General features: G+C 31.8%; 11 protein-coding genes and 1 other RNA gene. 7 read left to right on the top strand and 5 right to left on the bottom strand.

All coding sequences use genetic code 11. From position 1 onward, the window contains the following. Positions 1-16 precede the first annotated feature (16 nt). Both glgA and glgB read right to left on the bottom strand, forming a co-directional pair. Entirely contained in the window at positions 17-1,444 is a 1,428-nt protein-coding gene (glgA, locus tag HGI79_RS00060; RefSeq protein WP_185648686.1) for a glycogen synthase GlgA, read from the bottom strand. After that, on the bottom strand, positions 1,444-3,570 hold the full coding sequence (gene glgB / locus HGI79_RS00055) for a 1,4-alpha-glucan branching protein GlgB (protein WP_241428091.1): 2,127 nt from the start codon (positions 3,568-3,570) through the stop codon (positions 1,444-1,446). The genes glgA and glgB overlap by 1 nt, the downstream gene beginning before the upstream one ends. Positions 3,571-3,949: 379 nt before the next feature. On the opposite strand from glgB, the gene HGI79_RS00050 reads away from it, so the two are divergent. Then, a complete protein-coding gene (locus HGI79_RS00050) occupies positions 3,950-4,921 on the top strand; it encodes a 3D domain-containing protein (protein ID WP_185648685.1) in 972 nt (323 codons plus the stop codon). A 214-nt stretch (positions 4,922-5,135) separates the two neighbouring features. Next, positions 5,136-5,327, top strand: a non-coding RNA gene (gene ssrS, locus HGI79_RS00045) — 6S RNA. Positions 5,328-5,480: 153 nt separating this feature from the next. On the opposite strand, the gene HGI79_RS00040 is transcribed toward ssrS, so the two are convergent. Beyond that, complete coding sequence (locus HGI79_RS00040) at positions 5,481-5,894, bottom strand: hypothetical protein (protein ID WP_185648684.1); 414 nt, start codon at positions 5,892-5,894, stop codon at positions 5,481-5,483. 443 nt (positions 5,895-6,337) lie between these two features. Between HGI79_RS00040 and HGI79_RS00035 the strand changes: the two genes are divergently transcribed. Then, positions 6,338-6,913, top strand: a complete 576-nt coding sequence (locus HGI79_RS00035; protein ID WP_185648683.1) for a TIGR00730 family Rossman fold protein — start codon at positions 6,338-6,340, stop codon at positions 6,911-6,913. A gap of 357 nt (positions 6,914-7,270) precedes the next feature. Here the strand turns inward: HGI79_RS00035 and HGI79_RS00030 are convergent, their stop codons facing one another. Next, complete coding sequence (locus tag HGI79_RS00030; protein ID WP_185648682.1) at positions 7,271-7,597, bottom strand: HesB-like protein; 327 nt, start codon at positions 7,595-7,597, stop codon at positions 7,271-7,273. A gap of 329 nt (positions 7,598-7,926) precedes the next feature. Here HGI79_RS00030 and HGI79_RS00025 point away from each other — a divergent pair, with 329 nt between their 5' ends. Then, positions 7,927-10,260 carry a YcdB/YcdC domain-containing protein gene (locus tag HGI79_RS00025; protein WP_185648681.1) on the top strand — a complete coding sequence of 778 codons (2,334 nt, stop codon included), beginning with the start codon at positions 7,927-7,929 and terminating at the stop codon, positions 10,258-10,260. Positions 10,261-10,356: 96 nt separating this feature from the next. On the opposite strand, the gene HGI79_RS00020 is transcribed toward HGI79_RS00025, so the two are convergent. After that, positions 10,357-11,547 carry a hypothetical protein gene (locus HGI79_RS00020; protein WP_185648680.1) on the bottom strand — a complete coding sequence of 397 codons (1,191 nt, stop codon included), beginning with the start codon at positions 11,545-11,547 and terminating at the stop codon, positions 10,357-10,359. Between the two features lie 295 nt (positions 11,548-11,842). Here HGI79_RS00020 and nuoE point away from each other — a divergent pair, with 295 nt between their 5' ends. Genes nuoE through HGI79_RS00005 form a run of 3 tightly spaced genes read left to right on the top strand, consistent with a single transcriptional unit; the run spans position 11,843 to position 15,971 of the window. Further along, complete coding sequence (gene nuoE, locus HGI79_RS00015) at positions 11,843-12,322, top strand: NADH-quinone oxidoreductase subunit NuoE (protein WP_185648679.1); 480 nt, start codon at positions 11,843-11,845, stop codon at positions 12,320-12,322. A gap of 11 nt (positions 12,323-12,333) precedes the next feature. Beyond that, positions 12,334-14,229: an NADH-quinone oxidoreductase subunit NuoF gene (locus HGI79_RS00010; RefSeq protein ID WP_185648678.1), complete on the top strand. Its 1,896-nt coding sequence runs from the start codon at positions 12,334-12,336 to the stop codon at positions 14,227-14,229. Positions 14,230-14,246: 17 nt separating this feature from the next. After that, on the top strand, positions 14,247-15,971 hold the full coding sequence (locus HGI79_RS00005) for an NADH-dependent [FeFe] hydrogenase, group A6 (RefSeq protein WP_185648677.1): 1,725 nt from the start codon (positions 14,247-14,249) through the stop codon (positions 15,969-15,971). Positions 15,972-16,140: the final 169 nt, after the last annotated feature.

Genomic DNA, 16,140 nt, shown 5'->3' with positions numbered 1-16,140 from the left:
AAAATGTTACTCCAGGTTAAAACATACTTTCGTAAAGTTCTTTATACGTCTTAGAGGATTTATTCCAGCTGTTATCACTGTCCAAAGCTTGAAGCATTATACCTTTCCAAAGCTTTTTATCTTTATAATATTGAAGGGCTAGGTCTATAACATAAAGTAGGTCATATGCATTGTAGTAAGTAAAGCTAAAACCATTACCTTCTCCAGTAAATTTGTTATATGATTTTATAGTATCTTTAAGTCCGCCTGTTTCTCTTACTATAGGTATAGATCCATATCTTAAAGCTATAAGTTGACCTAAGCCACAAGGCTCAAATAGAGATGGCATCAAGAATATATCTGAAGCCGCATATATTCTATGAGCTAAAGTATTATCAAAATATATATTTGCTGATACCTTTTCTGGATACTTTCCATGAAGGTATTTAAAGTATTCTTGATACTCAGTATCTCCAGTACCTAATACTACTAACTGTATATCCCTCTTTAGAAGTTCTTCACCTATGTGCCTTATTAAATCCATTCCTTTTTGAGAGGTAAGTCTTGAAACAATACCCAGCATTGGAATTTCTTCATTAACTTTAAGACCTAATTGTTTTTGAAGTATGGTTTTATTAGTAACCTTATCATTTAATCTATTTTTGTTATAGTTTTTATATATAGCTCTATCCTTATCCGGGTCATAGATATCATAATCTATGCCATTTACTATACCTGAAAGATCTCTGGATCTACTTCGTAGAAGTCCATCCAGCCTTTCTCCATACTGAGGGGTTTGAATTTCTTCAGCATAAGTGCTACTTACAGTGGATACCTTATCACTATAGTTTATTCCACCCTTCATAAAGCTCACTGCTCCATATAGCTCTACACTTTTATTCTTGAATATTTCATCACTATAACCAAAGAGTTCTCCCAATATCTTCGGATCATAATTCCCCTGGAACAAAATATTATGTATACTATATAATATTTTTATGTCCTTATAAAAAGCATCTTTTGAATATTGAAGCTTATATAATACTGGTATCATACCTGAATGCCAATCATTGCAGTGTATAACATCTGGTTTCCAGCCTACCTCCTTCAACATCATAAGCACTGCTCTATCAAAAAATGCAAACCTCTCTCCATCATCATAATGTCCATAAAGGGTATCTCTAAAAAAATAGTATTCATTATCTACTAAGTAATATTGAACTCCATCTACTTCACTCTGAAATATGCCGCAATATTGGTTTCTCCAACCTACAGGCACTGTAAAACTTTTCTTAAAACTAATATTCCATTTATCACTTAATTTTATGTTTTTATATTTTGGTATTACAATTCTTGCATCTATACCTAAAGTTTTAAGGTATTTTGGAAGAGCATAAGCTACATCTCCTAGCCCTCCTGTTTTAATAAAAGGATCTGATTCTGATGCTACAAATAAAACCTTCATTATTCAAGTCCCCTTTCACTTATGCGACTTATATCTTTTATATCAGATTTTTCACCTGCTGCTTTTATATGCTTTGTTTCCTTTGTATGATTCTCACCTTTCACACCTTCTACAACTTTTATATTGTTCTTACCTTTTTTATCATCAATCTTATTTATCTTAAGTATTACTGCTGCCATAGGTGGAACCTTAATTTTTATGTGATAAGGCTCGCTATGCCAAGGCTCATCTTCTGCATAAAGTATGGTGTCCATTATTTGTCCTGATCCCCCATACTTTTTATTATCTGTATTTAAAAGTTCCTCATATTCTCCTAAGTATGGAACTCCAATTTTATAGTCATAATAAACCATAGGTGTAAAATTACATATAACAATTAAAGTTTCCTTTGGTTTATCTGTTTTTCTCATAAAAGCAAGAATACTTTGGCTATAGTTATTTGCGTCAATCCACTGAAAACCTTTAAATTCATAATCATAAAACCACAGGGCTCTTTCTTTTCTATAAAAATTATTTAAGTCTCTAAAAAATCCTTGAGTGATTTTGTGTATTTCAAAATCTTCAATAAGATTCCACTCTAGTTCTTCATAATGCCTCCATTCTATAAATTGAGCAAATTCTGTTCCCATAAAAGTACTCTTTTTCCCTGGATGAGTGAACATATAAGTCATAAATAACCTTACACCTGCAAGCTTATTCCAGTTATCACCCCACATTTTGTTTATTAGGGATTTTTTTCCATGTACTACTTCATCATGTGAAAGGGGTAATATAAAATTTTCTGAGTAATTATACATAATAGAAAAAGTTACGCGATTATGATGATATTTTCTATATATAGGATCTAAACTTATATAATCCAATATATCGTTCATCCAGCCCATATTCCATTTAAAATTGAAGCCTAGCCCTCCTATGTTTGTAGGTCTACTTATCATAGGCCATGAAGTAGACTCTTCTGCAATCATTAATATCTTTGGAAATTCCTCAAATAAGGCCTCATTTAATTCTTTAAAAAATTCTATAGCTTCGAGATTTTCATGACCTCCGTTTTTATTTGGAGTCCATTCTCCGTGTCTTCTATCATAATCTAGATAAAGCATGTTTGATACTGCGTCTATTCTTAGTCCATCAATATGATATTCTCTAAACCAAAATAGTGCATTTGCTATAAGGAAGTTTTTCACTTCTGGTCTTCCTAAATCAAAATTTGCTGCTCCCCAACCCTTATTTTCTGATTTATTTATATCCTCATACTCATAGGTAGGTGTACCATCAAACCTATAAAGTCCATGTTCATCTTTACAAAAATGGCCTGGAACCCAGTCAAGTATAACTCCTATACCTGCTTTGTGAAGAGTATTTACCAAGTATTTAAAATCATCTATGTTACCATATCTACTAGTAACAGCATAATATCCAGTGAGCTGATAGCCCCATGAGTCATCTAAAGGATGCTCCATTATAGGCATTATTTCCACATGAGTATAGCCCATATCCTTCACATAATCCACCAATTCTTCCGATATTTTCCTGTAATTTGAAAATTCTCCCCCTTCATCTCTTCTCCAAGACCCTAGGTGTATCTCATAAATATTTATTGGGCTTTCGTATACATTTTGAGAATTTCTATGATCTAACCACTTTTTATCTTCCCATTGAAAGCTTTTTTCTTTTATACAATAAGAAGCAGTGTTAGGTCTCTTTTCACTATAAACTCCGTAAGGATCAGCCTTCAAAACCTTCTTACCATCCTTTTGAGTTATTTCATATTTATAGATAAATTCTTCTTCTAGCCCTGGAATAAATAAACTCCATAAACCCTCATCAGTCAATTTTACAAAAGAGTATTCTTTTTTAGATTCCCAGTCACTAAACTCTCCTACTACCCTTACCTCTAAAGCCCTTGGAGCCCAGGTAGTAAATCTTACGCCCCACCTTTCATCTTCTTTTACATGATGCGCTCCCATGAACTTATAGCACTTATAATGGGTTCCTTCATGAAAAAGGTGAATATCATAATCCGATATAAAGAGTTTGTCTTGTAAAGATTTAATTTTATAATCTTTCATACTCTTATTTTTGTTACTCATATTTTTTTCATGAACTTTAATTTCTCCCCTCATAACACTCACCCCTTTTAAAAAAATTCATAATATTTACATGTTTTAATAATTCTACAAAACTTTTTTTTTTCCTTCTTTAAAATTTCATTAATATTTATAATTAATGTGTACTTATTTAATTCTATATTAAGAATTATTGCTTTAAAACAATGGATGTAAGTCTTTTCACCGCTTCCAAATTATTCAAAGTACTGTAAAAATTTAATTTTTAACTACAAGTCTATATAGGTATTCAACCCAAAGTCTAACACATCCCCCCCCTATGTAATACCATAAGGGAATTCCTGGGTTTGATGGAAACTTCATTTAATGATATAATAAGGAATATTAACAAGCTTATAATATAAAAATAACTTGATATAAAGAGGAGGATGACAAATTGAATACTAGAACGTTATCCGTTATTATGACTTTAGTGTTAACTGCAGCTATAAGTATTAATGTTTTTGCTGCACCAAGCACTAGTACATCAGATGCATTAAAACAAACTCAGGATAACAAAAAAGATTTACAAGCAAAGGTTCAAGAATTAGACAAGCAAATTAATGAGGTAATAAAGAAAGTTGATAATAATAAAAAAGACATGAATAAGATTGCTCAAGATATTAAAAACACACAACTAAAATTAGAAGCTGCTGAAAACAAATCAAAAGCTCAGGAAGATTTGTTTGGAAAAAGAGTACGAGCTATGTATATAAGCGGTACTGATAGCTACCTTCAAGTGCTTTTAGCCTCAAATAGTTTAAGTGATTTTGTTTCAAGATTAGACTTGGTTACAAAAGTAATAGGCTTTGATAACCAGATTATAAATAAGCTAAAAGAAGAAAAGCAAGCCATTGCAAGGCAGAAGGAAGCTTTAAATTATGAGAATAATAAATTGGCGGCTTTAAAGACCAGTAATGAAAGTACATTGTTGAAGTTGAGTAAAGATATAAAAGAACAAAAGAATCTGCTTGCTAAAGCAACTGAAAAAGAAAAACAGTTAATAGCCATGGAAGCTGCGGATGCTTCTAATAATAAAAGTCTTAAAGGTGGCAGCTTATCTCGTGGTATGTCAAAATCCCTTTCATACTCACAGGTAATGAACATGGAAGCAACTGCATATTCAGGTAATGGTATTACGGCATCAGGTGCTGAAACAAAGAGAGATGTGGGTGGCTATAGTACTATAGCTGTAGATCCTAGGGTTATACCACTAGGGTCTAGAGTTTATGTAGATGGATATGGATATGCTATTGCAGAAGATATTGGTGGAGCTATTCAAGGAAACATAATAGATGTGTTTTTCCAATCAGAATCTGAGGCACAGAGCTGGGGAAGAAGATCCGTTAAAGTTTACATACTTAATTAAAAAAATTACAATTCATTATTTTACCATAATTAACATAGATTAATAGTATATTAGAATAAAATCTTCTAATTACTCTATCTATATTAGGAAAAACTTACCACATGCCGAGTACTTGTACTGTTAAACTAAATATGTTATTATAGTTTCAGGAAATGCTAAGAACAACTTTTGTGAACAGCTATTCCTAGTAAAAGTTCAATCTATACATAGAGTATAATTTCTGAAATACTCGTTAAGCTCTTATTTTGAACCTACATTTAAGCTTTGGGAGTCTAATATTTAGATGATGATATGTACCTTCCTGTGAGTCCTTTTACGGCATTGAGGGCGATAGATTTATCTTTGAAGACACCCCCCTATCGAGAGATAGGTGTCAAAATTAGAGTACCGGTATTTCGGATATGGTTTTGTAAGTTTGAAGCCAATGCTTAATTTTAAGCATTGGCTTTTTTGGGTTATTTCCCTTTATTCTTTGCTATTTTATATAAATGCTTTTGTTATCCCTATAAGTATAAGTACCAAACTTTTAAATTTAAAAGTTCCAGATCTATGGAGTTAACTATTCTACTTGTGTTATAAGTCTCTTCATAACATCTCTTAATTTTGGTTCACCCACATCTTTATGAGCTATAGCCATTACTAATTTTATGTCATTATCTGATTGATCCCACTTATAAGCTCTAATATCTAAAATAGCTTCTTCTGGAATATATTCTTCAATATCAGTTGCAAATTCTTCTGATAATGTAAGATATTCTTCAAACAGTTCATCTTCAGTTAACTCATTTACATTATACTCTTCTTCCATTAGATCGTTTAAAGTGTTTATATCTACACTTAAATTAAAAGCTAATATATCTTCTCGTTTTGAACCTTTGCTCATATCTTTAACTACTTTAAACTCTGAATTATTTTCAATTGTTTCTTTCATTTCTTTGCTATCTACAATTGTATTACCAAATACTATATACATTTCTTCAACTCCTAAAGTTAATTATTTTAATTTATCCCACCACTACCCTCTCTAATACTTATATCTAATTCAAGTTTCCTTTATATAGATTATATCATATTCTAATAAATTGGTACTTATTTCTTCTTTTAATTCATCTGTGTTATCTATGTTAAAATTTTTTCATTAAATACTATCCAATAATTTGTAATATTTATAATTATATTATATCATATTTACTTCTCCACTATTTTTCTCAGCTACAGTAAACATAGCTTAAAGACTATTGAATACGTCTTTTTCAGAACCATTTAATTTAGCTTTTGTAATTTTATTAATAACTACTTTTAAAAAAATATATACCAACTGTTATGTTATAATATAGTAGTATATTATAATCTTTAATATTAAGAATAAGTAAATATATTAAAGAAATTTAAAGATTATAGAGGGAGGTACTACATATGAAAAGAATATGTGTATACTGTGGATCTGGTCTTGGTTCACGTAAAGAATATAAAGAAATCGCCAGATTACTTGGAAAAGAGTTAGCTGACAATGAAATTGAACTAGTATATGGTGGTTCACAAGTAGGACTTATGGGTGAAGTATCCAATGAGGTTTTGAAAAATAATGGAAAAGTTACTGGGGTCATGCCCAGCGGGCTTCTTTCTGCGGAAACCGTTCATAATGGTTTAACTAAACTTATTGAAGTTAAAAATATGCATGAGAGAAAACAAACAATGGCAGATCTTTCAGATGGATTTATAGCTCTTCCTGGCGGTCTTGGAACTTTTGAGGAATTGTTTGAAGTACTTAGCTGGGCTCGAATAGGTATTCATAAAAAACCTATTGGCATATTAAACATATCAAACTTTTTTGATCCTCTTTTACAGCTGTTACAAAATACTTGTGCTGAAGGTTTTATGAATGAATTACATATGAAGCTTATGTTAGTTTCAGACAACCCTTCAGAGTTAATTAAAAAAATGAAAATCTATACTCCACCTGTAATGGAAGCTAGATGGCGTGAGTCATAATTACCTCTTCACCATTTAGCATTTTCCTAATTTTCCATAACACTGCCTATATGATCATGCTAATTTCCGCTTATATGAAACTTAAACTTTTTACTTATAATTCATCATTAGCTCTTATATTTTATTATAAAGCATATATTTCAAATATATGCAAGAGTATAGCGGAAGTATATTACTGTTGCTATTTAAAATAACATTGGTGAGATATAGTTATCATATATAGCTTCTCCTATGTTATATCACAACATCTTTATACCTTAAAATAAAAAAGACATCCTTGATTTAGATGTCTTTTTTAAAGTATTAATTATTACTATATATAGTAGCTACAGATCTTAGGCTTTAATGTTAATTAAATTAGCATCCTAACTGAGGACAAGCACTACAATTGTTTATCAGATTAACAGGCTTAAACTCAAGACCTTGTCCCTTATTTTCATTATTAGATAGAATTATGAATCCACCATATTCTTCTAATAACTCTTCTGACATAAAGAATTTAATATCCTTAACCTGTTCTACAATATCATTTGGTTCATATCCTGAAGTATCAAGGTTAAATGTTGCTCCACTACAGTTTCTTCCCATGTATATTACTTTTAAGTCATAATTATCGATATTAGTACTATCTAAAAAAGCTTTAAACTCCTCGTATGCTTCGTCGCTCATTTGAATATAACTCATAATATTACCTCCTACATATAAATTTAGTGTGTTTTGAATACATCTTGTGTTTAATTGATATATTATTAAATATATTATACTTTTTTAATAATATATCAGTTATTATAACATTATTTTAACTGTTTAGCAAATATATTTTTCTGAAAAATTCAAAAAGTTTTCTTCAATATGAAAGCCTGTTTGTTTTACTTTTCTTCTAAAAAGCAACTTGGTAAAATAATGAAAAACTTTTTCTTAATTTTGGAGCAATTAGTAATTATATACCGTCTAATATAGTGTAAAGAGGTTCCTAATTCTATATAAAGATGTGATTAAAAAGGGGGATAACTATGATAAGTAAAAAGACATTTTCTATTATTTTAACTACAGTGATTTCGCTTAGTGTAACATCACCAACTTACTCAAAAGAACTAATAAAACCAGTAAGTGGTGTGTCTAATTACAACACTACTACAGTTAATGCCATAAGTGAAGCAAGTTCTAAGATTTCAAAAGATGAAGCAAAAAATATTGCTAAAAAAACCTTAAGAGATTATTTTCAAGTTAACATTGATGAAGGAAAATATCAAACTAATGTTAGTTTTACACCTGATTATCAGTCTATAGTACCTAATAACCAAAGCTACCTTTGGCAGATAAACTGGAATTCTCATGAAGAAAAGAAAGATGTAAATATTAATGTTTCGGTAGATGCTTCTACTGGTAAAGTTGTTAATGCAGATGTAATGACATATTTACCTGGACAGGTTCCTGGAATTGCGAATTTAACAGAAGATGAAGCAAAAGAAGCAGCAACAAAGTTCTTAAATAAAATAAATCCACAAGAATTTTCACAGTGTAAATTAGCAAATAATGATAAAATTAATTATAAATCCTATGGAGATCCAACAGCATATAATTTTAACTACGTCAGAATGGTAAATGGTATCCCTTTCTTAGGAAACTATTTAAACATAGCCGTTGACAGCATCACTGGAAAAATACGCTCTTATGGTTTTAGGTGGAGTGATACTAAACTTCCTTCAAAAGATGGTATTATATCACAAGAAAAAGCAGCTGAAATATTTAAGGATAACTTAGATCTTGAACTTAAATATGTACCATATAGAGATGAATATAGATACGATAACAAAACAAAAGATATAAAGATTGGATACATGCCTGATATGTCAAATGGGGTCACTGTTGATGCAAGAGAAGGTAACATGTCGGACTATGATAACACTAGCGCACTGGACAAGAAGATAACTGATTTAGATGAAAGTCAGAAGAAATCCTTTATAGGCAGCTATAAGCCAGCACAAAAATTAAACAAAGAGTTAACCAGCGACTCTGCAGAAGCAATAATGAAAACACTAGTTAAAGAAATATACGGAGATAGATATACTATTGACTCAACAAACTATCAAGACAGCAATAATGAATTTGGAGTTGGAATCTCTTGCTGGTCAGGACATTTTGTAAAAAAAGATTCAAATAATAGCCTTAGAGAGGAAGGACAGATAACCATAGATTCTTCAACAGGTCAGCTTGTATCAATAAGCAAATTTAATCCTATTGACAAATTTAACACAACTGACAATAATACTAAACCAAAGCTTACCTTTGAACAGGCATATGGTAAAGCTATAGAAACAATTAAAAAGTATTTTCCAGATAAGGTTAGGGATATAAATACTAAACAAACATATATTAAGCGTACTTTATATTATAATAATGTACCACAGGTAGATAGTTTCTATGGATTTAATTTTAATAGATTAATAAATGGAATATCCTATCAGAATGATGCTATTAACATAAATATTAATTCAATTACAGGTGAAATAACCAACATAGACAGTAGGTGGACTCAAGGCTTAAATGTACCTTCATCTAGTGGAATTATAAGTAAGGATAAGGCACAAAATATTTTCTTTAATACTTATAAACCTGAACTTCAATATACACTTTTTAACACAAGTAAAGATCCAAAAAACTCTGACATGTCAGTTAAATTAGTATATAGTATATTGAATGGGTTACAATACAGACAACTTAATGGTGTAGAAGCATTTAAAGGAAACTTTATAGATTTCAACGGCCAAGAAATTGACAATAATATTCAGATATTTAAAGAGAAGATTAAAGGAAGCCCCGTAGAAAAGGAATTAAGCATTTTAGCTTCACAAGGAATAATTAATACTAAAGATTTTGATTTAAATAAACAAATTACCAGAGATGATTTAATAAAAATACTGGTGAACATAAAAGGTTATAGACCTTATATGTTAGAGAATGCACCAAATCTTAAAATAAGTTACAGTGGAACAAAAAATGATGATATCTATAAGTATCTACAAATGGCAGTTGCCTATGGAATACTTGATAACTCAGGTGATTTTAAAGGAGATGAAAAAGTTACAAAGGAAGAAACCATTAAGGACATAGTAAAGCTTTTAGGCTATGATAAACTTGCTAAGGCACAAGGGATTTTTGTACTTTCATATAGTGACGCGGGTGATATAACCCCTGGTAATATAGGATATGTTGCCATATCTAAGGGTCTAGGGCTTACAAATGACACTGATAATAAATTTAAACCAAAAGACAACGTAACTATGTCAGATTTGGCAGTTACAATATATAAGGCTTTAACTACTTTAAGAAGTAACGGATATTAATATATTTGACTCCCATACTTTTATAAGATAGCCCTTTAAAACAATAGTTAAATATAATAGCTGCATAGTTAATCATACTATGCAGCTTATTTTCGGTTAGTTTACAGTAAATTTTTTTTCTACAGGCTTGTCTAGCTTTTCACCCTTTGATGACTCCAGATTTTCACTGATTATAATTGAATATTCTTCTCCCTTTAAAAATCCATCTTTAGTATTGATAATAGCATCATTAGTTGAAGAATCAAAAGATACGTCACTATCTAATACATTACCGACCTTATCTACAATCATGATATTTTTTGAATTCACTGTTTCAGGATTTACTAGACTATTAAAATGAACTTTCCAAACTTTTTTTGATTCATTTATACTTTGTTGCTGAAACATTTTTTTTCTAGGATTACTTTTTATCTTATTTACAATTTGTCCTTGTTCAGTAGATAACTTATCTAAAAGGCTTTGCACTTTACTTCTAAGTTCTGTTATCTTAATGCTTAATTCATTGGTTTTTTCGCTGTCCACACCATTAACTTTTGAAATTTGTCTCTCTACTGTATTTAATCTGTTAGTTATTGCATTTAATTTTCCGTAAAAGCTATTATATCTGCTGTTATCCTCAGAATCATATTCTTTTTCAAATTCATCGCTTAATTGGTCCTGCACTTCATCTAAATCTCCATCTGAATTGCTATCATCTACACTAATCCCTGTATTGTTGTTATCTATATTCTCTCCTGTATTAGTGTTATTACTTGAATTACTGTCGTTATTTTCTGTAGTTTGATTTAAGTCCTTATCCTCCGTATCAGAAGTACTAGATGCTTCATTTGAGTTACTTTCATTATCCTCAGTTAAGTCTCCTGAAATACTTGATGGCGTTGTAGTACTCGAAGTTTCACTAAAGTAGTTATTCATTGATTTCTCTATTTTATTTAAAGAGACTTCTATACTACCAAGTCTGTTTGATAGTATAGAAACTTGTTTTGCTGTTTTTTTGTCTTTAATACCCTTGGTTATATCATTACTACTTGTTTTAGCTTTATCATTTGTTTTAGCTTTATCATTTGCTTCAGCTTTATCATTTGCTTTAGCTTTATCATTTGCTTCAGCTTTATCATTTGCTTTAGCTTTATCATTTGCTTCAGCTTTACCATGAGAATTGGCTTTAGTAGAAATTGTGCTTTTTCCGGTATCAGCTTTACTTTTCGTAGAAGCTGCAAATACATTACCTGAAGACAATGCAAATACTGTTACAATTGCTAGAGTTAAAATTTTAATTTTTTTCACAAAACCACCTCGTTTTAACTAAATTTTTAGCATAGCCTTAAAAATAACATTAAGAGATAAACAATTCTTCAACGTAATAATTTCATGCCATAATTCAACTATACTACTACTTTAATTATATATTCGATGAAAATTACTTTAACTGAAACATATAGTTAAAGTTCTTTAATTTTATTATAAAAATATTTTCTTAATAATAAAACAATAGTATTACATTTGAATAAATTTCATATAATTGTATAGCTGAACCAATTCACAAGAAAATAATATGAAAATTTGTAGGGGGTATACTAAAGTGTGTTCAAATAATTTAAAGGAACAATTCTACAAAGAACTTAGTGACTTTATAGATGGCATTCCAGATAAAAATGGATCCTTAATTTCTGTTCTTCATAAAGCACAAAACATATTTGGATATCTACCAGAAGATGTTCAAAAATTTATTGCTAAAAAGTTAAATATACCCGTATCTAAAGTAAATGGTGTAGTTACCTTCTATTCTTATTTTACTGAAGAACCAACAGGCAAACATGTTATTAATGTATGTATGGGCACAGCCTGCTTTGTTAAAGGCTCAGGCGATGTACTAGCGGAGTTTGAAAAGAAGCTAAATATAAAAGTTGGTCAAACTACTCCAGATGGAAAATTTACTTTACAAGTTTTAAGATGTGTAGGTGCTTGTGGTCTTGCTCCTGTGGTCACTGTAAATGACAAGGTTTATGGTCATTTTAATAAGCATTCAGTAGATAGAGTCTTAGATGAATACAAAGAATAGGAGGGATCAGCTTGAATAAAATAAATTCTTATACAGAACTTCAAAAGGTATTTAAACAATATTCACAAACACTAAAAATGAGAAAAAGTAGTCATGAAGATGAATTAGCAGTTGAAAACAAGAGATGCAAACGTTACGTATCGGTTTGTGGAGGAACAGGCTGCAAGTCTTCGGAAAGTGATAAAATAGTTGAAGAATTAAAAGCCAACATAGAAAAAGCTGGACTTTCAGATGAAGTTACAGTGGCTATAACGGGCTGCTTCGGTTTTTGCGAAAAAGGTCCTATTGTTAAAATAAGCCCTGATAATGCGTTTTATGTTCATGTTACCCCTGAAGATACTGAAGAAATAGTAAGAGAGCATTTGTTAGAGGGCAAAATAGTCCATAGGCTCTTATATGAGGAGCCTTCTTTAAAAGAAAAAGTTAAAAGACAGGATGAAATGTGCTTTTACAAAAAGCAAAATAGAATTGCTCTTAGAAATTGTGGTCTAATAAATCCAGAGGATATAACTGAAAGTATAGCTGCTCAGGGCTACTTAGCCTTGGGAAAAGTTCTTTCTGAAATGACTCCTGATGAGGTAATCAAATTAATTATAGATTCTGGCTTAAGAGGCAGAGGCGGCGGTGGTTTCCCTACAGGGAAAAAATGGAGTTTTGCTAAAGCTTATGCTGCTGACCAAAAATATATTATTTGTAATGCTGACGAAGGAGATCCAGGTGCTTTCATGGATCGTTCTATACTTGAAGGAGACCCAAGCAGTGTTCTAGAGGCTATGGCTATTGCTGGTTACGCTATTGGAGCGTCCAAAGGTGTTATTTATATAAGAGCTGAGTATCCCCTTGCGGTTAACAGGCTTAGAATAGCTATAGAACAAGCCAGAGAACTTGGACTGCTTGGAGATAACATTCTTGGAACAGAATTTAGTTTTGATATAGATATAAAATACGGTGCTGGTGCCTTTGTCTGTGGAGAAGAAACAGCTTTAATACATTCCGTTGAAGGCTGTCGTGGAGAACCTACTAACAAACCACCTTTTCCAGCAGAAAGCGGACTTTGGAATAAGCCAACCTGTGTAAATAATGTGGAAACCTTAGCTAATATACCAGCTATAATAAACAACGGAGCTAATTGGTACAGCTCAATTGGTACTGAAACCTCCAAAGGAACAAAGGTCTTTGCTCTGGCAGGAAAAATTAATAATGTTGGCCTTGTAGAAGTTCCTATGGGTACTACTTTAAGAGAAATAATATTTGATGTAGGCGGCGGTATTAAAAATGGACGTAAATTTAAGGCAGTTCAAACTGGCGGCCCTTCTGGTGGATGCATACCCGCTGATAACTTAGATATTCAAATTGATTATGAATCCTTAACAGGCATAGGTTCCATGATGGGTTCAGGTGGAATGATAGTTATGGATGAAGATAACTGTATGGTTGATATAGCTAAATTCTATCTTGAATTTACTGTAGATGAATCCTGTGGAAAATGTACTCCATGCAGAGTGGGCAACAAACGCTTACTTGAGATTTTAACAAAAATCTCAAATGGCCAAGGCACTGAACAGGATTTAGATAAGTTAAAGGAACTATCTGAAACAATTAAAGACACCTCACTTTGTGGTCTTGGACAAACTGCTCCTAATCCTGTATTAAGTACAATGAAATATTTTTGGCAGGAGTACGAAGCCCACGTAAAGGAAAAAAGATGTCCTGCTGGTATGTGCAAAAATCTAGTTCGTTATGAAATTTCAAGTAAATGTATAGGATGTACTAAATGTGCAAGAAATTGCCCTGTATCTTGTATAAGTGGTAAGGTTAAAGAACTGCATTCCATAGATCAAAATAAATGTATTAAGTGCGGAGCATGCCTTAGTGGATGTCCAATTGACGCAATAGTTAAAATTTAAAGAAAGAGGTGGAGGTTTTGAGTTTGATTACTCTTACTATAAATAATAGACAAGTACAAGTAGAAAGCGGAACTACCATTTTAGAAGCTGCAAAACTGCTGAATATAAATATACCCACATTATGTCATTTAAAACTTCACAATGAAGTAGAAAATAAGCCTGGCTCTTGCAGAGTTTGTATGGTAGAGATTCAGGGAAGAAGAAATCTTGCACCCTCTTGTACTACACCAGTAGCTGAAGGGATGGTAATAAAAACAAATTCTATTAGAGCAATTAAAGCTCGTAGAACAGTGGTAGAACTTCTACTTTCAGATCATCCACAAGACTGTCTGCTATGTGAAAAAAACACTAACTGTGAACTTCAAAAACTTGCAGCTGATATGGGAATATGTGAGATTAAATTTAAAGGAGAAATGTCTACCTATCCAAAGGATACATCCAGCTACTCCATTGTCAGAAACTTAGATAAATGTATACTATGCAGAAGATGCGAAACTGTATGTACAGAAATCCAAACGGTTTCTGTATTATCAGCTGTGAATAGAGGTTTTAATACTGTTATATCCCCAGCCTTTGGAGAGCCAATGACTGAAACAAATTGTACCTTCTGTGGTCAGTGTGTATCTGTTTGCCCTACTGGTGCTTTGACGGAAGTTAACAATACCTCAAAGGTTTGGGATGCTCTAAATAATAAAGATAAATTTGTTATAGTGCAAACAGCACCTGCTGTAAGAGCTGCTTTAGGAGAAGAATTTGGTATGGAAGTTGGTACAGCTGTTACAGGAAAGATGGCAGCTGCTCTTCGTTCCTTAGGATTTCATAAGGTCTTTGATACAGACTTTGCTGCTGACTTAACTATAATGGAGGAAGCTAGCGAGCTTATGCATAGAATTAATCATGGCGGCAGACTTCCTATGCTTACAAGCTGTTGCCCAGGTTGGATAAACTTCTTTGAACATGAGTTTACTGACCTTCTCGATATTCCTTCTAGCTGTAAGTCTCCCCAGCAGATGTTTGGAGCAATAGCTAAAACCTATTTTGCTGAAAAAATGAATATAGCTCCAAAGGATATAGTAGTTGTTTCAGTTATGCCTTGCCTAGCCAAAAAATATGAGGCAGCAAGACCAGAAATGAATAATGACATAGATATAGTTATAAGTACTAGAGAATTAGCAAAAATGATAAAAGAGGCTGGTATTGATTTTACATCTCTTAAAGATGAAGAATTCGACAGCGTACTCGGAGAATCCACTGGTGCAGGAGTTATATTTGGTGTAACCGGCGGAGTTATGGAAGCAGCACTTCGTACAGCATATGAGTGGATAACTGGTAAAGAATTAAATCAGGTTGAGTTCAGTGTAGTGCGGGGCTTTGATGGAATAAGAGAAGCTACAATAAAGATTGAAGACATGGAAGTAAAAGCTGCTATTGCCAGTGGACTTGGAAATGCTCGTAAATTATTAAATAAAATAAGAGAAGGAAAAGCAGACTATCAGATTATAGAAATTATGGCCTGTCCTGGTGGATGCATCCATGGTGGTGGTCAGCCATATGTCCACGGAAACTATGATATATTAAGTAAAAGAGCTAATGCATTATATGAAGAAGATAGAAACAAACCTTTAAGAAAATCTCATAAAAATCCAGAAATAATTAAGCTTTATAATGAATTTTTAGGGGAACCTAACAGTGAAAAAGCCCATGAGCTGCTTCATACTAAATATTTTAAACGTGAATTGTAAATATTATAGATAAACATGCCCGAAATTTAACTTATACTCCGGGACATATTACCATGTTTCGTCACGTTAAATATTTTTAATTAGTCTAAAGTTTAAATTTGAGAAAAATCTAAGAACTTTGATAAACTCGTACCTCAAACATATCTAAAGTTCTAAGATTTTTTCTCAA

It is taken from the genome of Clostridium sp. DJ247, from assembly GCF_014231265.1.
Note: the sequence above shows the minus strand (reverse complement) of the source record. Positions and strands in the feature narration are given on the sequence as shown.

Bases quoted from the DNA above. Each gene is read 5' to 3' on its own strand.
- glgA (WP_185648686.1), bottom strand. From the start codon at position 1,444: ATGAAGGTTTTATTTGTAGCATCAGAATCAGATCCTTTTATTAAAACA.
- glgB (WP_241428091.1), bottom strand. From the start codon at position 3,570: ATGAGGGGAGAAATTAAAGTTCATGAAAAAAATATGAGTAACAAAAAT.
- HGI79_RS00040 (WP_185648684.1), bottom strand. From the start codon at position 5,894: ATGTATATAGTATTTGGTAATACAATTGTAGATAGCAAAGAAATGAAA.
- HGI79_RS00035 (WP_185648683.1), top strand. From the start codon at position 6,338: ATGAAAAGAATATGTGTATACTGTGGATCTGGTCTTGGTTCACGTAAA.
- HGI79_RS00030 (WP_185648682.1), bottom strand. From the start codon at position 7,597: ATGAGTTATATTCAAATGAGCGACGAAGCATACGAGGAGTTTAAAGCT.
- HGI79_RS00025 (WP_185648681.1), top strand. From the start codon at position 7,927: ATGATAAGTAAAAAGACATTTTCTATTATTTTAACTACAGTGATTTCG.